General features: G+C 46.2%; 20 protein-coding genes. 11 read left to right on the forward strand and 9 right to left on the reverse strand.

Going from position 1 to position 21,506, the window contains the following annotated elements:
* Positions 1 to 75 precede the first annotated feature (75 nt).
* Positions 76 to 1,035, forward strand: a complete 960-nt coding sequence (locus AACV78_RS17350; RefSeq protein WP_194010287.1) for a YegS/Rv2252/BmrU family lipid kinase — start codon at positions 76 to 78, stop codon at positions 1,033 to 1,035.
* A gap of 282 nt (positions 1,036 to 1,317) precedes the next feature.
* Here AACV78_RS17350 and AACV78_RS17355 read toward each other — a convergent pair whose 3' ends face one another.
* Positions 1,318 to 1,674 (reverse strand): hypothetical protein, encoded by a 357-nt coding sequence (locus AACV78_RS17355; RefSeq protein ID WP_194010286.1) that lies wholly within the window; start codon positions 1,672 to 1,674, stop codon positions 1,318 to 1,320.
* A gap of 372 nt (positions 1,675 to 2,046) precedes the next feature.
* Here AACV78_RS17355 and AACV78_RS17360 point away from each other — a divergent pair, with 372 nt between their 5' ends.
* Both AACV78_RS17360 and AACV78_RS17365 read left to right on the forward strand, forming a co-directional pair.
* On the forward strand, positions 2,047 to 6,543 hold the full coding sequence (locus tag AACV78_RS17360) for a WD40 domain-containing protein (RefSeq protein ID WP_194010285.1): 4,497 nt from the start codon (positions 2,047 to 2,049) through the stop codon (positions 6,541 to 6,543).
* 22 nt (positions 6,544 to 6,565) lie between these two features.
* Positions 6,566 to 6,802, forward strand: a complete 237-nt coding sequence (locus AACV78_RS17365) for a hypothetical protein (RefSeq protein WP_194010284.1) — start codon at positions 6,566 to 6,568, stop codon at positions 6,800 to 6,802.
* Positions 6,803 to 7,089: 287 nt separating this feature from the next.
* Here AACV78_RS17365 and AACV78_RS17370 read toward each other — a convergent pair whose 3' ends face one another.
* Both AACV78_RS17370 and AACV78_RS17375 read right to left on the reverse strand, forming a co-directional pair.
* Complete coding sequence (locus AACV78_RS17370) at positions 7,090 to 8,925, reverse strand: ABC transporter ATP-binding protein (RefSeq protein ID WP_194010283.1); 1,836 nt, start codon at positions 8,923 to 8,925, stop codon at positions 7,090 to 7,092.
* Positions 8,926 to 9,131: 206 nt separating this feature from the next.
* Positions 9,132 to 9,614, reverse strand: coding sequence for an FxLYD domain-containing protein (locus tag AACV78_RS17375; RefSeq protein WP_194010282.1), 483 nt, complete (start codon positions 9,612 to 9,614; stop codon positions 9,132 to 9,134).
* Between the two features lie 354 nt (positions 9,615 to 9,968).
* Between AACV78_RS17375 and AACV78_RS17380 the strand changes: the two genes are divergently transcribed.
* Positions 9,969 to 10,745, forward strand: coding sequence for a Uma2 family endonuclease (locus AACV78_RS17380; RefSeq protein ID WP_194010281.1), 777 nt, complete (start codon positions 9,969 to 9,971; stop codon positions 10,743 to 10,745).
* 49 nt (positions 10,746 to 10,794) lie between these two features.
* Here AACV78_RS17380 and AACV78_RS17385 read toward each other — a convergent pair whose 3' ends face one another.
* Positions 10,795 to 12,492 carry a flavin monoamine oxidase family protein gene (locus tag AACV78_RS17385; RefSeq protein ID WP_194010280.1) on the reverse strand — a complete coding sequence of 566 codons (1,698 nt, stop codon included), beginning with the start codon at positions 12,490 to 12,492 and terminating at the stop codon, positions 10,795 to 10,797.
* 99 nt (positions 12,493 to 12,591) lie between these two features.
* Here AACV78_RS17385 and AACV78_RS17390 point away from each other — a divergent pair, with 99 nt between their 5' ends.
* Complete coding sequence (locus AACV78_RS17390; protein WP_194010279.1) at positions 12,592 to 13,506, forward strand: PPC domain-containing protein; 915 nt, start codon at positions 12,592 to 12,594, stop codon at positions 13,504 to 13,506.
* 188 nt (positions 13,507 to 13,694) lie between these two features.
* Here AACV78_RS17390 and AACV78_RS17395 read toward each other — a convergent pair whose 3' ends face one another.
* Together AACV78_RS17395 and ribD are read right to left on the reverse strand one after the other, a co-directional pair.
* A complete protein-coding gene (locus tag AACV78_RS17395; RefSeq protein ID WP_194010278.1) occupies positions 13,695 to 14,306 on the reverse strand; it encodes a hypothetical protein in 612 nt (203 codons plus the stop codon).
* Between the two features lie 52 nt (positions 14,307 to 14,358).
* Positions 14,359 to 15,534: a bifunctional diaminohydroxyphosphoribosylaminopyrimidine deaminase/5-amino-6-(5-phosphoribosylamino)uracil reductase RibD gene (gene ribD / locus AACV78_RS17400; protein ID WP_194010277.1), complete on the reverse strand. Its 1,176-nt coding sequence runs from the start codon at positions 15,532 to 15,534 to the stop codon at positions 14,359 to 14,361.
* A gap of 187 nt (positions 15,535 to 15,721) precedes the next feature.
* On the opposite strand from ribD, the gene AACV78_RS17405 reads away from it, so the two are divergent.
* Positions 15,722 to 16,579, forward strand: a complete 858-nt coding sequence (locus AACV78_RS17405) for an FAD-binding domain-containing protein (protein ID WP_194010276.1) — start codon at positions 15,722 to 15,724, stop codon at positions 16,577 to 16,579.
* 385 nt (positions 16,580 to 16,964) lie between these two features.
* On the forward strand, positions 16,965 to 17,378 hold the full coding sequence (locus AACV78_RS17410) for a hypothetical protein (RefSeq protein ID WP_194010275.1): 414 nt from the start codon (positions 16,965 to 16,967) through the stop codon (positions 17,376 to 17,378).
* A 297-nt stretch (positions 17,379 to 17,675) separates the two neighbouring features.
* Here the strand turns inward: AACV78_RS17410 and AACV78_RS17415 are convergent, their stop codons facing one another.
* Together AACV78_RS17415 and AACV78_RS17420 are read right to left on the reverse strand one after the other, a co-directional pair.
* Positions 17,676 to 18,218 carry a cyclic nucleotide-binding domain-containing protein gene (locus AACV78_RS17415; RefSeq protein WP_194010274.1) on the reverse strand — a complete coding sequence of 181 codons (543 nt, stop codon included), beginning with the start codon at positions 18,216 to 18,218 and terminating at the stop codon, positions 17,676 to 17,678.
* Positions 18,219 to 18,413: 195 nt separating this feature from the next.
* Positions 18,414 to 18,623 carry a hypothetical protein gene (locus AACV78_RS17420; protein ID WP_194010273.1) on the reverse strand — a complete coding sequence of 70 codons (210 nt, stop codon included), beginning with the start codon at positions 18,621 to 18,623 and terminating at the stop codon, positions 18,414 to 18,416.
* Between the two features lie 246 nt (positions 18,624 to 18,869).
* Here AACV78_RS17420 and AACV78_RS17425 point away from each other — a divergent pair, with 246 nt between their 5' ends.
* The 3 genes from AACV78_RS17425 to AACV78_RS17435 all read left to right on the forward strand — a co-directional run bounded on the left by AACV78_RS17425 (position 18,870) and on the right by AACV78_RS17435 (position 20,876).
* On the forward strand, positions 18,870 to 19,961 hold the full coding sequence (locus AACV78_RS17425) for a hypothetical protein (protein WP_194010272.1): 1,092 nt from the start codon (positions 18,870 to 18,872) through the stop codon (positions 19,959 to 19,961).
* Between the two features lie 186 nt (positions 19,962 to 20,147).
* Positions 20,148 to 20,411 (forward strand): hypothetical protein, encoded by a 264-nt coding sequence (locus AACV78_RS17430; protein ID WP_194010271.1) that lies wholly within the window; start codon positions 20,148 to 20,150, stop codon positions 20,409 to 20,411.
* Positions 20,412 to 20,876: a type II toxin-antitoxin system VapC family toxin gene (locus AACV78_RS17435; RefSeq protein ID WP_194010270.1), complete on the forward strand. Its 465-nt coding sequence runs from the start codon at positions 20,412 to 20,414 to the stop codon at positions 20,874 to 20,876. It abuts the gene before it with no gap.
* Here AACV78_RS17435 and AACV78_RS17440 read toward each other — a convergent pair.
* A complete protein-coding gene (locus tag AACV78_RS17440) occupies positions 20,867 to 21,019 on the reverse strand; it encodes a hypothetical protein (RefSeq protein WP_228042313.1) in 153 nt (50 codons plus the stop codon). The genes AACV78_RS17435 and AACV78_RS17440 overlap by 10 nt on opposite strands.
* A gap of 12 nt (positions 21,020 to 21,031) precedes the next feature.
* Between AACV78_RS17440 and AACV78_RS17445 the strand changes: the two genes are divergently transcribed.
* Positions 21,032 to 21,325, forward strand: coding sequence for a hypothetical protein (locus AACV78_RS17445; protein WP_339383701.1), 294 nt, complete (start codon positions 21,032 to 21,034; stop codon positions 21,323 to 21,325).
* Positions 21,326 to 21,506: the final 181 nt, after the last annotated feature.

The raw sequence follows: 21,506 nt of genomic DNA on the forward strand, positions 1-21,506 counted from the left end.
GGGAGCGAAACTTCGATACAAACGAAAACAATCGATGATTTCAGTTCAGCCATTACCTATTACCGATTATCAACTATGAAACGTTCAGCCTGCCTAATTTTTAATCCCGTCGCCGGCAACAGAGATCCAGACCAAGATTTAGCGATAATTCAGGATATTTTAGAGCCGTTTATTGACTTAGATATTGTGCTGACAACGCCAGAAATAGACGCAGATCGACTCGCCCGCCAAGCAGTGGATAGGGGAGTTGACGAAATTATTGCTTGCGGGGGCGACGGCACACTATCAGCCGTTGCTGGGGCGATTGTCGGCACAAACATTCCTTTAGGAATTATTTCGCGGGGAACTGCAAATGCTTTTGCTAATGCTTTAGAGCTTCCGAATACAATTGAAGCCGCCTGTGAAACTATTTTGGGAGGGTTGACGCGGGTGGTGGATGCGGCGACTTGCAACGGTAAAATGCCGATGGTTTTGTTAGCTGGGGTGGGTTTTGAGGCGGAAACTGTCGAATTAGCCGATCGCGAAATGAAGAATCGCTGGGGAATGCTGGCTTACATTCTGTCGGGAATTAAACAGTTAAACAATCTAGAAAGATTTGAAGCGGAAATCGAGACAGAAGATAAAATCGTCAGCGTTACTGCTGTAGCCGTCACGGTGGCGAATGCAGCGCCGCCTACTTCGATTTTAGCTCAAGGCCCGGCGGGGATTATTTTTGATGACGGCTTGCTGGATGTGACGCTGGTTGCGCCTGAAAATAAAGCTGGGGCGATCGCAGCTTCCTATCACCTATTGCAAACAGCTTTGACTGGTAATCCGAGCGATCGGGACGACATCGGTTATTTGCGCGCCAAAAAGGTAAAAATTACTACCGATCCGCCTCAGAAAGTAGTTGTAGACGGGGAACTTTTCGGCATTACTCCGATTACTATTGAGTGCGTTCCCGGAGGTTTAACTATTTTTGTACCGCGAGTTGAAGAACCGCAAGCCGTGGAAAAACTCACGGGTTTAGCAGATATCGAAATTACTTTGAAGTAGAATTAGCTTTTACACAAATCAATTCCGGCGGTTAGAAACCAGGTTTGCATAAATCAATTCCGGCGGTTATACCAATTTCAAAAAATAATGCAACAGTATTCTTGTCCCCCCCCAAAGTATCGGGGGGGCTAGGGGGGGTCGGAGACTATTGCATGATGTTAGAGAAATGGTATTAGAAACCAGGTTTGCACAAATCAATTCCGGCGGTTAGAAACCAGGTTTTCACAAACAAAGTCCGCCTGCGCGGACTGGGATCGAGACCGCATGGGCGGTCTTTTGTTTTTATGCTTCTAATATTTGGCGAATCCGACGCTCCAAACGTTCGAGGTCGAGTCCACCTTCATCGCGGCTGATGCGGCGCACGGTGACGTTAACATTGGTCAAATCTGCCAGCAAATCTTGCAGAATTTCTTGTTGTTGGCGAGCTTGGGTAATTTCGCGCGGTTCCTGCACCAAATCGCGGACGATCGTATCTTCGGCGCGCGAAGCAACGATCGGGTCAGCTTCGCCGTCTACGTGCACGAAAGTGCGCCGACCGGGTCCCCGTTCTTCTTCGATTGGTATTACTGCCGTTACGCGATCGGAGCGTACATATTTGCCAAATCCCAGGTGGACTAAGACGGAAGATTGTATTTTCATAGATAGCAAAATTTATTTGTAAGTTATCTATATTTTAGCTTTTACAGCTATGAAACAACAACCAATATAACCCTTATATTTAATGCAAAATATGTCGGATTTCACCATGCTTAATTACTGTCATTTTTGGTGAAATATGCTAAGCTAATTAACTGGATAGAACCTACGCACGGGTAGTCAGAAACCGGGTTTTTTCCGAAAATATTTCGTTCCAGCCAGCAGAGTCGGTAAAAACCCGGTTTCTTTTGCCGGAGTGCGTAACTCCTGTTAACATAGAATTAGAGCAGTTTGCGACCCGCAACACATTTCAGGGACACAGCCTACCAATTTGAGATTTGAGCATTACGACCACCGATAAACAGGAAAGCCTCAATGATCCCAATTAGTCTCGACTTAGTTATCAGCCTCGTGACAGCCATTCCCTTCGGCACCGTCAAAGACAAGCTTCAGCGCAACGAAGCTGTCATCAAATTATTAAAAAAATTCAACCTCGACCCCGACGCGCCACCAGCAGATTTTAGCGGAGTTTATGTTTATACTTTAGTAGAATACGGCGCAGGCAAACCCAAACAAATTTTAGAACTGTTTCGCCAAAAAGAAATTGAATCAGCATTTCGCAAAGCTTTTGAGTCCGATAGCCCAGCCATTTTAATTCAAGCAGGCGAAGATTATCTGAACGAGTCTGCTTTGGGCAAGGAAATTCGCGCTTTAGGCATCGATCCCAGACGGGAATTTATGGCGTTTGCAGCCGTGTTTATGGAAGTAGCAAAGCGGACGCGGACGCTGGGAGATGTGATGGTGGGAAATGCGCTCGCCTCTTTGCAAAAACGCCTATGTATGGTAATGGATCGCATCGAACGCCTTCCCACGCTGGAAGGAATTCGCACCGAATTTGCGCGGTTGGAATCTCAAGATTATCCCGCACTTCCCGCAGCCGAATCCAACAATATTCAAAAGTCTCAAGCTTTTATTTTATCGCAACAAGTTCGAGGTTGGTTTGAGACATTAAGCTATCGGTTTGAGAAATATGAAATTTGGGAAGATAACTATTTTGAATGGATTATCAATATTCCCGTCAGACGCAATCGGTACGATCGCATTTTAGTGCGCGGAATTGCCGGAGAAGCGGGACTGAGGGATATCTCAGCCTTGCGCGAATCCGTGGAAAAACAGCGCACCGATGAAGGCTGGTTAGTCACCGCCCGCCGCATCAGTAGCGCCGCGCGGGATGAAGTAAAAAAAGATGAAAATCGCGATTTAGCTTGCTATACTTTCGATGAATTGCTCGACCAAGATGCCGATTTTACCGCTTATCTGGATTGGCTAGAAACTGAAATTACCAGCCGGAAAATTAATACAAAATACGTGCCGCTAGCTTGTACGAAAGAAGAAATTGACCCCGATACTCACCGCAAAATAGGAGTGAGTCATTATGGCGAGGGAGATGGCTGGATTGAAGGTTATATTGACCTGTGGTTGGATGACCCCGTAAAAGAACATATTTCAGTTTTAGGAGAATTTGGGACGGGGAAAACTTGGTTTGTGATGCACTATGCTTGGATGGCGCTGCAACGCTACAAAAAAGCTCAAAAGCGCGGTGTGGAACGTCCGCGGTTGCCGTTAGTAATTCCGCTGCGAGATTACGCCAAAGCTGTTAGTGTGGAGTCGCTATTTTCCGAGTTTTTCTTTCGGAAACACGAGATACCTTTGGCGGGTTATTCGGCCTTTGAACAACTGAATCGCATGGGTAAGTTTCTGTTGATTTTCGATGGTTTTGATGAAATGGCCGCTAAGTGCGATCGGCAAGAAACCATCAACAACTTCTGGGAACTAGCAAAAACCGTCGTTCCCGGCGCAAAAGTCATCCTGACTTGCCGTACCGAACACTTTCCTGAAGGCAAGGAAGGACGGGCATTGTTCAATGCCGAACTGCAAGCGTCAACAACCATTTTAACAGGGGAAACTCCCCAATTTGAAGTATTAGAATTAGAGAAATTTAACGACGAGCAAATTGGGCAAGCGCTGTCATTTCAAACAGAAGCCGCTACTGTCGAAAAAGTGATGGGAAACCCGCAGTTATTGGATTTAGCGCGCCGCCCGGTGATGACCGAGTTAATCTTGGAAGCATTGCCCGATATTGAAGCTGGAAAACCAGTCGATATGTCGCGGATATATCTGTATGCGGTGCGGCGGAAGATAGAGAGAGATATCAAAGCTGAACGCACTTTTACTTCCTTAGCAGATAAGCTTTACTTTTTGTGCGAACTGTCTTGGGAAATGCTGTCAACCAACCAAATGAGCCTGAATTATCGCGGTTTTCCCGATCGCATTCGCGGCCTGTTTGGTTCCGTCGTCCAAGAGGAAAAAGACTTAGACCACTGGCACTACGACATGATGGGTCAAACCATGCTGATCCGCAATGCCGATGGCGATTATACTCCAGCCCACCGTTCGCTGTTAGAGTTTTTTGTCGCTTATAAATTTGCAGCAGAATTGGGAGTTTTGGCGGCAGATTTTATCGAATTAGTTGCGCCTGAACAGTCTTGTTTAGATCGTAATGCAGCGCCTCAAAAATATGCTTGGTCTAATTATTGTCGATTGCAATCCCAAAAGAGAAATAATGGTGAACTCATTGCGCCTTTGCAGGGATTTGTTGCTGAAGATTTAAGTAAACTTAGTCAGAGTTTCGGACAAGCGCCGCTGACGAAAGCAGTGATGGATTTGTTGTTACCAATGGTAGGGGCGGTGTCCTCGTGCCGGCCCTGCCTCGATGTAGGGGCAGCTACGGAGGAATTATTGGAAATTCTGGAAGCAACGCGGGGAAAAACAGAAAGTGAGGTGGGTTATGTGGGAGGGAATGCGGCGACGCTGTTGGTGAAAATCGATCGCACTGCGTTAGAAGCAAAAGACCTTTCTCGTGCAGTTATTTTAGGTGCTGATTTTACAGATGCTAGTCTGCGCCACGTCAATTTTGCTGAATCCAATTTGACTAATTCTATTTTTACGAAAATCTTCGGCAGTGTTCGGTCAGTAATATTTAGTCCTGATGGCAAACTGTTAGCTACAGGTGATAGTAATGGCGTAGTTCGTTTGTGGGAAGCTAGCAGTGGCAGAGAAATATTGACCTGTAAAGGACATACCAACGTGGTGGAGTCTGTCGCCTTCAGTCCTGACGGCAAAATACTCGCTAGCGCCAGTTATGACAAAACGATCAAGTTATGGGATGTCAAGACTGGTGAATGTTTAAAAGTTTTGCAGGGACATACCGAATCAGTAATGTCTGTAACATTCAATCCCGATGGAAATATACTTGCTAGTGGGAGTTTCGATCGCACGATAAGGTTATGGAATATTCACACGGGTAAATGCCTGCAATTTTTGCACGGTCATACTGAAAATGTGTTTTCAGTTGCTTTCCATCCTGCTGGTGAAATGCTTGCCAGTGGCAGCGGTGACAAAACAGTGAGGCTGTGGAATATTGTTACTGGTGAATCCCTCAAGATTTTGCACGGTCATACTCAAAACGTGTATTCACTTGCTTTCAATTCTACTGGTGAAATACTTGCTAGCGGCAGTGGCGACGACACAGTGAAGCTGTGGAATATCGGTAGCGGTGAATGTGTCAAAACTTTGGAGGGACATTTTGATAGAGTACGGTCGATCGCCTTCAGTCCAAATGGCGAAATACTCGCCAGTGGAAGTCACGATCGCACAGCAAAACTGTGGGATATCCGCACTGGTGAATGCTTGAATACTTTGCAAGGCCATAACGATCGAGTAGGGTCAGTTGCCTTCCATCCTGCGGGTGAAATACTTGTTAGCGGTAGTTATAATAAAACGTTAATGCTGTGGGATGTCAACACTGGTGAATGCTTAAATACGCTGCAAGGGCATAGCAATCAAGTAAGGTCGATCGCCTTCAGTCCTAACGGTGAAATGCTGGCGAGCGGCGATGACGAACAAACAGTCAGGCTGTGGGATGTCAACACTGGTGAATGCCTCCAAATCTTGCAGGGTCATCTCGATCGGGTAAACTTAGTTGCATTCAATCCTTCGAGTGAAATACTTGCCAGTGCTAGTTTTGACGAAACAGTCAGGCTGTGGGATGTCAACACTGGTGAATGCCTCCATACTTTGCCAGAGTGTGGCAATGAAACACGATCTATCGCCTTTAGTCCTTCAGGTGAAATACTTGCCAGTGCAGGTTATGACCAAACGGTGAAGCTGTGGGATATCCGTACAAGTGAATGCCTCAAAACCTTGCAAGGGCATAACAGTTCAGTACACTCGATCGCCTTCAGTCCTTTGGGCGAGATATTTGCAAGTGCAGGTTTTGATGGAACGGTGAGGCTGTGCGATATCCATACTGGTGAATGCCTCCAAATCTTACATGGGCATACGGGTTGGGGGCGCGCGATCGCCTTTAGCCAGAACGGTGAAATACTTGCCAGTGGAAGTGTCGATCGAACAGTAAGATTATGGGATGTCCGCAGTGGTGAATGCCTCCAAATATTGCAGGGGCATACTGATTGGATACGTTCAGTTGCCTTTAGTTATTCTGGTGAAATAGTTGCTAGTGGAAGTGTAGATGGAACGGCAAGAATATGGGATATCCATACAGGTGAATGTCTAAAAATTTTACAAGGTCATACCAGTAGAATTAACTCAGTTGCCTTCAGTTTAAATGAAAAAATTATTGCTGCTTGCAGTCGGGATGGCACAATTAGACTTTGGGATATTGAGACTGGTGAATGCCTCAAAATACTCAAAAGTGACAGACCTTATGAGGAGATGAATATCACGGGTGTTACGGGTTTAACGGAAGTTGAAAAAGCCACGCTCAAAGCTTTAGGTGCTGTGGAAAATTAATCGTAATCGCAAAGGAGCAAGTATGCAGTCAGCAATACGGATTACAACCAAAGTTCTTGCAGGAAATAAACTTGAAATTCAAGTGCCACCTGGATCTGTGGGCGAAGAAGTTGAAGTTTTTGTGATTATACCAGAAAAGCCTCCGTGGCGGCGTAATGTGTTGGAATTGCTGACAGAAATCCGCAGCCGTCATGTTTCCAGAACTGTTGAAGAAATCGATCGGGAACTTCAAGAAGAAAGAAACTCATGGGACAACTAAATCTACCATCCTTCATCGGAATTGATATTACCCATAATTAGGACACGGCAGTGCCGTGGCCCTACAATTAATCGGGCGAGGGTTACATTTCTCATCGAGGAAAATCGATGATTTTGGGGTAGGGAAACGGCATTGCGGTGTCCTCCGTTACTTTGGAGACGAAAGAGGCTTTAGAAGGAGATTTTTATGAGATTAGGACTTACCCACGGGTAATCAGAAACCGGGTTTTTTTGAAATACTTCGTTGAGGCCAGCAGATTCGGCCAAAAACCCGGTTTCTAAGATACCCTACTGACTAAACTGTTGCGCGTAGTAGCCCGCATATCGAGATCCCTTTTCCAGCAATTCCTCGTGCGTGCCCGATTCCACAATTCTGCCTTTTTCGAGAACTAAAATTCTGTCAGCTTTCCGCACAGTAGCCAAGCGGTGGGCTATGATAAACACTGTGCGATCGCGCATCAATCTTTCTAGCGCTTCCTGCACTAAAGCTTCAGATTCCGAATCCAGCGCCGATGTAGCTTCATCGAGAATCAAAATTCTGGGAGCGAGCAGAACCGCACGGGCGATCGCAATTCTTTGTTTTTGACCACCAGATAAATTTACACCCCTTTCTCCAACCCAAGTTTGATAACCGTCGGGAAACTCAGTAATGAATTGATGCGCGTTAGCAATTTGTGCCGCTTTTTCCACATCTTTTAGTTCATAATAAGATTGACCGAAAGCAATATTTTGAGCAATCGTACCCGAAAATAAAATCGTTTCTTGCGGTACAATCCCGATTTGCCGGCGCAGAGTATTTAAGGTGACATCTTGAATATCAATCCCGTCAATTAAAATCTGTCCCGCTTGCGGATCGTAAAATCTCGGTAACAAGTTTACTAACGTAGTTTTCCCCGCACCGGATGCGCCCACAAGGGCGATCATTTCTCCCGGAAGCACCAGCAAACTCATATTTTGCAAAATCGGAACCCCCCCCTGCCCCCCCTTATCAAGGGGGGATTGAAGCTGTTTTCCATGCTTCCCTTGCCCCCCCTTATCAAGGGGTTGAAGCTGTTTTCCATGCTTATCAAGAGGATGTTGAGATGGGTAGGCAAAATTAATGTTGCGATATTCGACTTTACCTGTAACGCGGGGAAGTTCGATCGCCCCTGGCTTTTCGACGACTGTTGGTTGAATGGCTAAAAGTTCAAAAATGCGATCGCTAGAAGCTTCTCCCTGCTTGAAATCGCCGTAATTTGCAGTTGTAATGGCGATCGGGTCAATTAACAGCGCCACCCCTGCGATATAACTGATAAATTGAGTACCTGTGAGGTTTCCTTGAGCAATTTGCCAACCTCCTAGGAAAAACAGCAAAATCACGCTCATCGCTTCCAGAAAGCCAACTACAACGAACTGAAGCGCTTTTACTCTTTCCGACAAATACTTAGCGCGGCGGTTTTGTTCTGCTTCTTCTCCAAAGCGGGCAATTTCGTAATCTTCAGCCACAAATGCTTTGATTAAACGAATGCCGCTAAATACTTCTGTCAGCAAAGCGGATAAATCAGAAATGCGATTTTGACTTTGCCGCGAATAACTCAGCAATCTTTCACCAAACCAGCCAATTAAGATAGCCATCAGCGGTGCGATAATTAATGCACCTAAAGTTAATTGCCAGTTGAGATAAATCATATATCCCAAAACAGCAATTAGCTGCAAAACACAAGGAATAAACTGATGGAAAAATTTATTTACAACTTCGCCAATGCGGTCAATATCTTCGGTGAGGCGATAGGATAAATCTCCGGTTTTGGCAGTTTCAAAGTAGCCGATATTGAGTTTTTGGAGGTGCGCGTAAACTTTTTTACGGATTTCTAAAGCAATAGTCAAAGCTGCTTTTGCCATCAGCGTATCTTGACCGTACTGGGCCGTACCGCGAATCAGAAATATAACGGCGCTGAGTGCAGCAATTTGACCGAATCCTTGTAAATCTCCTTTTCCTATAAATTTTGCTGTTTCGCCAACCAGCCACGCGATTATCGGCCAAAATATGGTAAATACTACGGTACAAGCTAATGCTTTACCGATGGTTTGTTTTTGGGGACGGAGGTAAGGTAAAATTTGCCAGTATGTCGATCGAGTTTTCAAGATATTTTGCCCTCGCAAATTCTGTTTTTGGGAATCTCTGCAAGAATATTCAAACTTCGATCCCCCCTAACCCCCCTTAATAAGGGGGGGACAAGATTATTATTCAAAGTCCCCCTTCTTAAGGGGGATGCGAGGGGGATCTCTGCGTAAGTCATAGAGATATCTGAGCCAAAATATGATAACAGCGATCGGGCAAATCGCCACAATCATTCTAAAGCATCTGCATAAGTCGCCTGCACCTTAGCCCCTGCGACAACTGCACCCCGAAAAGTAGCGGACTCTCCGGGTGCAACAGTAACTGGTAGAGCGTCAATAAATCCGTTATCAATTAAATTACCCAATTCGTCCAAAACTTCATAATTGACTTTCACATTCTTGATTGTTTTGCAGCCTTGATTGACCACTTTACCGCTGAAAAAACTGCCGTCATAATTAACCGCCGCAATTGATAATTTTGCAGCAATATTGGAACCAGTAATGCAAGTTGGGGAAGTTTCCGAATTTGGGGATTTTTCGCAGAGTTTGCCCAAATCTACTGTTTTGCCGTCGGGAGTTTTCATGTAGCAAAACGGCTCGTCAATTTGTGAAATTTGAATTTTGGTATTTGTAGAATCTGCCAGCAAAGGGCTAGCTGAAACTAGCGAGACTAGCAAGGTTGATAAAGCTAGTATTAACTGTAAATGTTTCATATTTTTTCTCATATCCAAACGGCGGTGGAAACCGCACCTACAAAAATAAAGTCCACGCAACGCGAGACTGAATAAAATAACGCAAAACGTAATTTTAATCGCCCTTTCTTCAACCCACTATCCAAGCGCGTGAGTGTTTGTACAAACGCGGTTTCAACCGCCGTTTTATCTTACAGTATGTTATAACTGACATCTTGCACCATTCTCAAGAACAGGCAAGATGCCTGTTCCACAACAAGTGCATTTTCTTGTGGGGAGTAGGGGTTGGGCAGGAGAGCCCGCCCATAAAAAGCTTATTGAAAATGGTGCAAGATGTGAGTTATAATAACATATCAAACTTTAGCAAATAAAGTCATGGTCGCGACTCAAGATCACCCAAAACAAAAAACGGTAGCAATGACCGTAACTTGGGAGAAGTTGCCAGACGACTTCCAATTAGAAGAAAAACCCGTGGAGAATACAGGTCAACCGCTAATTGCCGGAGCACTGCGAGAAATCTTAGAACTGAGAGGATTAATCGGCCCGCTAATGCTGATTGCTAGCAACTTTGGCATTTGCGCTACTGTCAACGGCGAGTTAGTTATTAAAGCACCAGATTGGGTTTATGTACCTTCCGTACTCCCGATAGAATCGAGAAGAGACCGCAAAAGCTACACCCCAAACTTGGAAGGAGAAATCCCAAGCATTGTGATGGAGTTTTTGTCGGAAACGGACGGCGAGGAATATTCTATTAGACGTACTTTTCCTCCCGGAAAGTGGTTTTTTTACGAACAAGTTCTGCAAGTGCCAACTTACATCATTTTCGATCCAGAAAGTGGATTGTTGGAGGTCTATCGCTTGCAAAATGGCAATTACAAACTAGAATTTCCTGATGAAGAAGGTCGCCATTGGATAGCAGATTTTGGTTTGTATTTGGGAACTTGGCGGGGGGAAAAAGAACAGCGTACAGGCTATTGGTTGCGCTGGTGGGATGAAGCAGGAAATCTGCTTTTGTGGGGTGTAGAACAGATAGCAGCGGAACGGGAACGGGTCGAACTCGAACGCGAACGGGCCGATCGCGAACGGGAACGGGCCGATCGCCTAGCTGAGTATTTACGCGCTCAAGGAATTAACCCGGACGAGATTATTTGATGAATTATCTGCGATATTTGTAGGGTGCGCCTCGGCGCACCTTACGAGATTATCTAATACTCGGATTCCTATTCCTCAGATTCCGGGTTCCGGGAACTTTCCGGCTGGGACGGCGATTGTTCAAACTGCTCGCAGTTCGAGTATTCAAAGCATCAGCAGAAGTTATCAAACCCAAATCTTGCAAAATTTCCACAGCCGCCCTTTGTCCTGTTTCGCAACCTCCTTCCATGTAACCTTGATTTTCCAGCGAAGTGTGTTCTCCAGCAAAATATAAATTGCCAACTCGTTCGCCTTCAACGCCGTGCATTTGCGTCCACTGTCCGACTAAATAGCAGGCATAAGAACCTTTAGAAAAACGATCTCCCGGCCAAAAAGCTCGTACAGCTTTGCCCGATCGCAAATTACTCACTCCGGGAAAAACTCTTTCAAATTGCCCTAAAAATCTTTGTGCTTGGTCTTCGGGAGTTCCGCCACCGATCGACAAACCTTGTCTGCCTCCGGTAAAATTAGTAACTAAACCGTTAGCAGTAGGAGCAAAAGGCGTAGCTTCCCAGCTATTTTGGAAGCCTAAATCGGTATAAACAGAAGCAGTCGATTGATAAACTTCCCGCCAAATGCGGCTGCGGTAGCCGGTAACTAATTTAGAATTAGTACCGTAGCCCAATTGCTCGATCGCCCTGCGCTTCGGTTGTGGCAAAGGTACGTTAATTTTAACGTCTCGCAGAGTGCTAAACGGCAAAGTTAACAAAACTCGCTCGTAAGTGCGCTCGAAGGCGCTTTGTCCCGATCGCAAATTTACCCGATAGCGGCCGTCCGGTAACAGAGTAATCGCTTCCAAAACCGTCCCCGCCTCGATCGAACCAGACAATTGACCGGCCAAACGGTTGATAATTTCACTGTTGCCGCCCTCAATTTGATAGCGCTCGTCGCTGTTGCCGTACAATTCAAAAGTGTTAGGTTCAGAACCGATTAAAAACAGCAGATTTAACGCCGACTGTTCCTCGGGATCTCGGCCGTATTCCGTCGTGTAAGCAATGCGGAGCAACTGCCGGACAATAGTGCTAGTATCAGCTCCATCGAGATATTGGGCGATCGAAAGATTGTCCAATCTTTCTGCAGTTTCCGTAAAATCCAGATAGCTAAAGTTATCTCCGATAGCGCCCAAATCTCCATTAATTTTACTCGCTAGCGGCGCAAAGTCCGCGATTATTTGCTCAAGAGAAAAGCGTCGCCCATCCAAGAAAAAAGTATCCTTCACCAATCCCCGCTGCACTTCGAGGACATCGATCGCCCGCAAACCCAATTCCGTCGCCAGGGAAATCAAAGTAGTATGACCGGTGTCAATAAATTCTGCCCCCAACTCCGCCGAAATCAGCGTTCCAGCCACCTTTGGCGCCGTGCGAATCCTCCCCCCCACGCGGTTAGTTGCGTCGATTATATCGGCACGCACGCCCGCTTGACGCAAGCGATAGGCCGCCGTCAAACCCGCAATTCCCGCACCCACAACCAAAATGGGCGATCGTCCGCCTTGTTGAGCAAAAGCTCCCTCCCGAGTAAAAGTCGCAGCAGCAGCAGCACTCGCTACCGCCAAACCCCCGTGCAGCAACTGGCGCCGAGATATGGGAAAATTAGAACTGCGCGAAGTCAGCATCCCCAGTAATTCATCAGCCGGAATGCCCGTTTCCCGAGACTTTTGGGCAATACTCGCAGCGCGGCGCAGCATTGCCATCAGTGCAGATTTAGCCATAATTGAGCCACCCTCACAAAACTTCGGTGTAAACTGGATTGTCAATCGAATTTGATTATGCACTTTCCAGACTAAAGTACAAAGAGATTTTTTTTAATAATGCTAACCCTCAGAACACTGTTCGACAGCAAATTTTATCTCGAAAACAACCCAGATGTCGCCGTAGCAGTTGCCAGAGGCACGGTATCGAGCGCCTTCGATCACTACCGAAAAATTGGCAAATTTGAAAATCGCGATCCAAATGCCCTGTTCGATGCCAGCTACTATTTAGAAACCAATACAGACGTAGCAGAGTCTGCCAAAAACAACGGATTTTCTGGGGCAGATCACTTTATCAGATTCGGTCAATTTGAAGTTCGCAACCCCAACCCGTTATTCGATGTTGGTTTCTATCTAGCAAGCAACCCAGACGTTCAGACAGCAGTCCAGACAAATCAATTTACCGCCTTTGAACATTACTTTAAAGTCGGTCAATTTGAAAACCGCAAACCGAGCGCTTTCTTCGATCCCAGCTTTTATCTAGAAAAATATCCGCTGATACAAGCAGCAGTCACCAGCGGCGCTGTTCAAAGTGCGATCGACCACTACATTCAATTCGGTCAACAAGAAGGACTGTTGAGCACTCTCCCCGAGCCCGCCGACAATTTAAACGCAGCACAAAACCTGGGCATTCTGACAGAAATTCAAACAGCGAGCGATTTTGTCGGCGCGGCCCAACCAACCGACATTTACAGTTTCATCCTGAATACTCCGAGCCTTTTCAGTGCAACTTTAGACGGTTTGAGTGCCGATGTTGATGTAGAATTAATTCAGGATCTAAACGGCAACGGGGCAGTTGGATTAGAGGATCTTATTGCTTCCTCCAACAATTTAGGAACGGCTTCAGAAACAATAGTCAGCAATGGAGCTTTGGCTGCGGGGACTTATTTCATCCGCGTGTCTCAATTTCAAGGAGATACAAATTATAACTTGAGACTGCTATCTGCTCCCTCAGAAATACCGCCCCAAATTTAAAATCGAATTAACGCTTGTAACAAGCATAAATCCGTCAAACCAACAGAGATTCTTCTCCGCTCTTGCTTCGCGCTATGAGCGCCTAAGCGCTTCGCAAAAAAAACTGGTTCACAAATGATTGAGACTTGCGATAAAATTGGCTTCGAGAGCGGTAAATTAAACATTACCAATTACCAACTCCCGAAGTTTCAATTATTACTTTCTGGCCCGCCCGGAGAAGGCAAAGATTGAACCGGTGTTTGAGGCCAATTAGAACGACTTTTGCTGAGAGTAGCAGACACCAAAGCATAGCCCAAAACAGCAGGCAGGACGATCGCGCTCAGCAACACGATCGCCGCAGCCCAATTCATCGCATTCGACATCGGGCCGTAATGACTGCGGTAAGGGTCAAAACTTGGTAAATTAGCCCTCGGAGCGTCCCGCAGCGCAAGCGGGCGTTTGAACCGCACTCGCCTGTCATCGAGCTTTTCGAGCAAAATCCAGCCAACTTCCGCCTCTTCCCGGCACAGCTTGTGAAAAATCGCCGGATTGCGAAACAAATCCCTGCTAGCCCGGACAATCTTGTACTCCCAAACCGCCAAATCATCAGAATTGCGATCGGATTTAGGATTGCCGTTGGATCGCGCATTTTCCGGCGCATTAAAATTATCTTCTTGAGATTCGTACCGAGTCAAAACTTCCTCCTCCTCGTCGCATTTTTCCCCCGCAACCGATTGCTCGCGGCTCACTAAGACACCCACGATTGCAGCCTCTAAACCGAGACTACCAACCATCAAACTCCAAATCAGAATTTCCACCATAAAAGGAGTTAAACTTTAAAAATTAAAAACTAAAACAATTTGCTTTTAACTTTCAATCTTTAATTTTCAAATAGCCTTCCACCAGACAATCTGCACCCACAGTGCGCCAAGAAACCCGCTCCAAAGTCAAAGCATCAGTCATTGCCGAAAAACCTAAATCTCCCACAGGAGTGGGAGCATCTCGGCCGCCAACAATTTTAGGAGCAATAAAAGCCATAATTTTTTGAACCGCACCTTCAGCAATTGCCGAAGCCGCCAAAGTGCCGCCGCACTCCCACAGTACAGAAAGAAAAGAGCGATCGTACAAATAAGCCATCACATTAGTCGGTGTCAGCGGCGACAATTCTACAACTTCCACCCCTTTTGCTATCAAAAATTCCTGAAATTCCGGGTTAACCCCAGCTTCAGTCAGCACCAAAGTAGCCGCCGAGGAGGTTTCCCACAACCAAGCCGACTTCGGCAAATCCAGAGTGCGGCTCATCACCACCCGCAGGGGATTATTTCTGTCAGGGTGATGGCTAGTGAGTAGGGGATTGTCCAAACGCACCGTATTGCCGCCAACAATCACCGCATCGCAGCCGACGCGCAGCCGGTGTACCTCGCTCCGAGCCTCCGAACCCGTCACCCAAGCGCTGTGACCGGTATTGGTAGCAATTTTACCGTCCAAAGTCATCGCATATTTCAAAATTCCAAAAGGCCGGCGGTACAAAATCCGGTGCGCGAAAGCTTCGTTGAGTTTCTGACAAGCTTCCCCTTCCACTCCCGCCACCACTTCAATCCCGGCTTCCCGCAACCGGGCGAGTCCAGCGCCGGCTACCAAAGGATTTGGATCGACCATGCCAGCCACTACTTTTGCCACCTTGGCTTTGACTAAAGCTTCGGAACAGGGAGGAGTACGCCCGTGGTGGTTGCATGGTTCCAGGTTTACGTAAACTGTTGCTCCGGCGGCGAGTTCCCCCGCTTCGCGGAGCGCAAATACTTCGGCGTGAGGTTGGCCGGCACCGGGATGAAACCCTTCGCCGACAATCTTGCCGTCTCGGACAATTACAGAACCGACTAGGGGGTTGGGTGCGGTTTTGCCGAGGGCGCGGCGGGCCAATTCTATGCAGCGGCGCATCATGGCTCGATCGAACTCTTGAACTTGGCTGTTGTCCAGTTGTTTGGTAGATTGCTGCTGTCGGTTAGCTGAATTGGCGATCGGTTGAGCGTCCGCCCCAAAAGTGTCCATAAGATTTTGCTATGATATCTAACCCTAAGTTTAGTGACTTTGATGCTAATTTTGGGCCGCCGACGATCTATTCCTGCTAGGCGCACTGTACGTTATCGGGAGTCAAGGGCAACAAGCGGGCGATCGGGCCGCTTGTTACCGCAGCAAATAGCTTTAATATTAACTAACAGGCGCTTGAGAAAAAACAATGAGTCAGGACATGAAGCGGGAATTTGCCAGCCGCGACGAATTAATAGCCTACGTCAGCCAACAGTTTCCCGAAGCCGCCGCCCAGGATAGCAACGTACCCGCAACCCCAGGCGGGCGCAAAGCAGCCGAGACAGCGCTGCAACAAATTGATCCCGGCAAATACGCCTCCACCCGCAATTTCCTCAACGGCGCGGTAACGCGGTTGTCGCCCTATTTGCGCTACGGCGTTTTGAGCCTTGCCGAAGTGCGAGATGTCGTGCTCTCGAAAGTGCAGCGTCAAGAAGATGCCGTAAAACTTGTCAACGAATTGGGTTGGCGGGATTATTGGCAGCGACTTTATGCCGAATTGGGCAAGGGGATTTGGCAAGATAGGGAACCCTACAAAACTGGTTACACTGCTAAAGATTACAGCGAAACTCTGCCGCTGGATGTAGTCGAGGGCACGACTGGTAACGTTTGCATCGACAGTTTCAGCCGCGAGTTGCGAGAAACCGGTTATTTGCACAATCACCAGCGGATGTGGATGGCTAGTTATTTGGTACACTGGCGGCGCGTGCGCTGGCAAGCCGGAGCTCGCTGGTTTTTGCAGCACTTGCTAGATGGAGATCCGGCGAGCAACAATCTGTCTTGGCAGTGGGTAGCGAGCACTTTCAGTCACAAACCTTATTTTTTTAATCGGGAAAATTTGGAGCGTTACACTAAGGGAGTTTATTGTGGCGATTGTCCTTTTTACGGGCAGTGCGATTTTGAGGGAACTTATGAATATTTAGAAAGCAAGTTGTTTCCTCATGGCGAAAAGGTCGATCGCACGGGCGGTTCTAAAAGTTGGCAACGCCATAAAAAAGGTAGTCAGTAGTCAGTAGTCAGTAGTCAGTAGTCAGTAGTCAGTAGTTATTGGTTAGTTGTTATTGGTTAGTTGTTATTGGTTAGTTGTTATTGGTTAGTTGTTATTGTGGCGTTGCTTAATCAGGATATGAAAAAAATAAGTTGAAAATTCAGAAGTTTTGTGGATTCTGGTTTCTATGACTTGCATATTTAGCCTTTCATACCGTAAATCAGCAACGCCGTTATTGGTTACTTGCTACGAATTCCCAATTTCCAATTCTCAATTCCCAATAACAACTAACAACTAACAACTAACAAACAAATAACAAATAACAAATAACAGTCAACAGTCAACAGTTAACAGTCAACAGTCAACAGTTAACAGCTAACAGTCAACAGTCAACAGTCAACAATTTATGAACAATCCGATTATTTGGCTGCACGGCGACTGTTTGAGTCCCCAAGGCCCCGCTTTTCAAGCACACCCAGACGCACCGGCAATTTGGGTTTGGGACGACGCGCTCATCGATGAATGGCAGTTGAGTCTCAAACGAATGGTGTTTATTTACGAATGTTTGCTGGAGTTGCCGGTAGTTATTCGGCGCGGCGATGTGGCTGCGGAAGTTATCGCTTTTGCTCAAGAATCCGGGGCGACTCAAGTAGTCACAACAGAAAGTCCCAGTCCTCGGTTTCAGGATATTTGTCAGGAAATTAGGAGCTCGCTTCCTGTGGAAGTTTTGCCGCCAGAAGCCTTTGTCCGCTACGATGGCTACATTGATTTGAAGCGTTTTTCCCGCTACTGGCGCGTCGCTGAAAAATATGTTTTCTAATCGGTAATGGTGATATCAAATCCTCTCTTCATCGGAATAGTGAATTCACTGTTAACAGTTAACTGTTAACTGTTAACTGTTAGCTGTTAGCTGTTAGCTGTTAGCTGTTATTTGTTATTTGCTTGTTAGTTGTTATTGGGAATTGAGAATTTGGCTCTAGCGTTGTGGAGGGATTGGGAATTCGTAGCAAGTAACCAATAACAACCAATAACCAATAACCAATAACCAATAACCAATAACCAATAACCAATAACTACTGACTAATGACTACTGACTAATGACTACTGACTACTTCTCTCAACTCGCCTTCAAACGCTGCAAGAGCCATTCAAATCTCGATTGAGCCAAGTCTAGATTTTCGACGTGGGGCGCGATCGCCCGTTTGCGCTCGTCGGGGTCTTCATATGTTAAAGAATCAGTCTCTTCGCCGAAACGTTGGACTGTACCCCGCAGTCTCGACGACAGAAATCTGGTAATCGCCCGATAAAACCTCAGCGCAAACATTACATCTTGTTCCAATTTTTCTGTTAGCAGCCGCCTGGGAATTGACAGGATGAAGCACTCATCAATTGACGTGACGCTAGCAGAAGGAAGCCTCCCGTCTACAAAAGACATTTCGCCCAACACTTCCCCGCAGGTGATTGTTCCAATTTCTTTGCCGCCCAAAGATAATGCACTAACGCTCAAATTTCCATGCAGAACTATGTACATCGCCTCTAAGGGCTTACCTTCGGTGATGAGGGTGATGCCGCTAGGGATTGTGGTGCGGATACCGTTGGCGATCATCCAATCGATGTCGCGATCGCTCATTTCGCCTAATATGACTAGAACTTTGTTCATAAAGTCAGGTTGAAATCGAATACTTTCTATTTTTTAGTTGTTTAATTGCGTACTGCTTTTAGATGGTCATACCCTGAGCGAAAGCGAAGGCTAAACTCTACTAATTAAACACTTTATTTTACACGACTATTATAATATTTAATATTTTTTACACTCTCGATCTACCACTCTTTTTTGGATCAGTGATATCATACATCATTTTTCGGAGACTGTGCAGTCGATCGCCCGCTGCGAAGAACCCTTGCTGTAGCCCCGCCGGATTCCCAAAACAATTTTGGAAGCGTGCTGTCTCTCGGTTTTGAGTCTGTGCGCCCTAAAAAACCCAATTTTTCGATCGTTGCTGCGAGTCGGTGCGCCCCAAGTACAGAATTGTAGAATACTCCGATCGCGCGATCGACCCATCAATTCAACACAGCGCGGGGGTGAAATCCCCCCTTGGATTGATTTTTATCAGTTCGCTCTCTAAATTAAAAGTAGCATCTCAATCCGCAGTCCGTTCTTGAATCTAATCAGCTAGAGAGTTGACTGTTCAACGGTTGAGTGCGAATCTAGGAACAAGACAAGTGCTATTTGTGTCATTTTTTAGTAAAGCTCTCAACAGGAGCCCTCCAACACTTACACTTTTAATACACCGTTCCTTGAGGAGTGTCTATGAATAGTCTATTTTCCAAGTCTACTTTTGCGCTAATAAATCTTGCAGTTTTAGCAGTTTGTTGCGGTATCATGCCAGCAAAAGCTGAAACTGGAAACTTGCCCGATGTCGGTACAGCGGCAAATGCGACGGCTCAAAATATTGACCAAATTTCTGAGCCTGTGGCAACTTCAGCGGTTAAACCCGATGCAGAAACCATCGCTACTAATACAAAAATTGATTCTATCAGTTGGAGCGAACTAACAACACCGGCAGAGACAGCAGCCTCCGCACCAGCCGCCAACTTGCCAGCATCTGTGGCTGCACAGTCGGAATCTGTAGCAACAACATCAGAAATTGCTGGGACAGAAACAGCAAAAATGGAGTACGCGCCCATTGCTGCCGAGAAACAAAACTCCGAAGAAACAGCTAAAATTGCGGATAATAGCGTCAAAGTGCAGCCAAAGGTGGAGATGGCCGAAAAGCTCGATCGCCCCAACTTGGAACTGACAGCAGCAAAGGAAGAAAAAGAAGTCAAAACAGCGCGAGAAGTGTTAAGCAATCCAGTCAGCACTTCCGCCAAAACCCTGACAAACCAACCGAAACTTGCCGAAAAACCGGCAGCAGTCTCCGAAACAACTGAAAAAGTAGCTCAAGTCCCCACCATTAGACCGGGCAGAGCTACCCGTTCTGGGCCGAGCTACATCGGCATTGGCGGTAATATAGGTTTTGGCGGAGATTCAGCCCTAGGCGACACTTCATTTGCGATTATTAGCAAAATTGGTTTGACTAACAATTTTTCGGTGAGACCGAGTGTTTTGTTCCGCGATAACTTAACTGTTCTCGTCCCCGTTACCTACGATTTTGTATCGAAAGAGGCCGTCGAAGTCAGCGATGATTTTGTAATTACTGCTGCTCCTTATGCAGGTGCTGGCGTAGCCGTTTCTACGGGCGATAACGGTAATTTTGGCTTCCTGCTGACAGGGGGTGTAGATGTACCGCTGTCGAGGAATTTTACAGCCACAGCAGCACTGAATGTGGGTTTTCTCGACGGAACTGATGTGGGATTGTTAGTCGGTGTCGGCTATACCTTCCCGAATATTGCTAGATAGTTTTGCTATTTGAGCAAACGCACGATCAGTAAATAAGCGCGGGGTTGACTGTAGGAATACAGTCAGCCCTTTTTTGATGGTGAAAATCAACAGCAATCGAGAACACGGCTATTCAGAGAACATGGCAATTTGGAGAACACTTAGTTGTATAATAGATAAACTAGCCTTACTAAAAAGTAGAAGCCTATGTCGCAGGGAATCTTCAACAAAATCCTCAATCAGCTTGACACCCTGGAAGTGCTAGAACTACAGCAACTAGAGCGCGCTATTGGGAACTCTCTGGCTCAGAAAGAACAAGCTGCTCAACGCACAAGATTTCACCAAGCGCTGTTAACTTCTGGTTTAGTCAAAAAAATCAAGCATTCTTCTTGGACTCAGCAAACAGAAAGGCGACTAATTCCGGTACAGGGGCAGCCTGTTTCTGAGACAATTATTGAGGAACGCCGCTAGATGACAATTTATTTTGTAGATAGCAGCGCGCTGGTCAAACGCTACATTAGTGAAATAGGTTCGGGATGGGTTTTGAATTTGTTCGATCCTGCACTGAACAACGATATCTTGATTGCTGGTATTACCAGTGTGGAAATTGTTGCTGCAATTACCAGAAGGTCGCGCGGCCGAAGTATCAATGCGACAGATGCTACAGCAGCGTGCAATCAGTTCAGGAGTGACCTGCAATCTGAGTATCAAGTTGTAGAATTCACCGAAAGTATTATTAACTCTGCAATGGCATTAGCTGAAACCTACGGATTGCGAGGCTATGATGCTGTGCAGCTAGCAACAGGCTGTAGCATAAATAACCTCTGCACAGCTAACAATTTGCCTGCGATGACTTTTGTATCTGCTGATAGGGAGTTAAATGCAGCAGCAACAAGTGAGGGTTTGATAGTTAAAAATCCTAACAACTATCCGTAAGGTCGATCGCCCGTACAAGAAAAAGCAATTCGCCAAACGCGGAAATTCGGAGAATGAGGTGCCAAATTAACTGCGATCGCCCAGAGGGATTTTTGTGAAAGATATAATGATGGTTGGATCGATCGCACTTTTTCACCAATCACCCCAAAAAAACCGTGACCAAAACAGAAATCTTAGCAGCACTCAAAAATCTGACAGCAGAAGAACGCCTAGAAATCATCGAAACAGCTTCGCGGATGATGCGCGACGAAATAGAACAAAAAGCCCAGCGCAAAGCCGAGAGAAAGCTGAAACTCAGAGCCGCCGCAGAAGCAGCAGTCCCAGATTATATGCCGGGAGGTGCTTTACATGATTTGTGGTCGCCTGAGAGCGAACCATATTTTGAATCCGAAGAAGAATACCTTAAGGCAGGGGCTGCAGCAGTTGACAGTTTATCTAGATTTACCTAGAATTTAATTACTAAATTCTCGGTAAATTAATCGACAGACTAATTAGCGTTAGTGATTTTGATAGAAAAAAGACGCAACCTTTGAAGAAGACCTCGCCAGCAACGTTTCGGAAATAAAGAACTCATTCAAAATCTTGCGAATTCTGCGCGAAGCAATTAATATACAAAGATACAACAGCATT

The organism is Tychonema sp. LEGE 07196 (assembly GCF_963890365.1).
Classification (GTDB): domain Bacteria; phylum Cyanobacteriota; class Cyanobacteriia; order Cyanobacteriales; family Microcoleaceae; genus Microcoleus.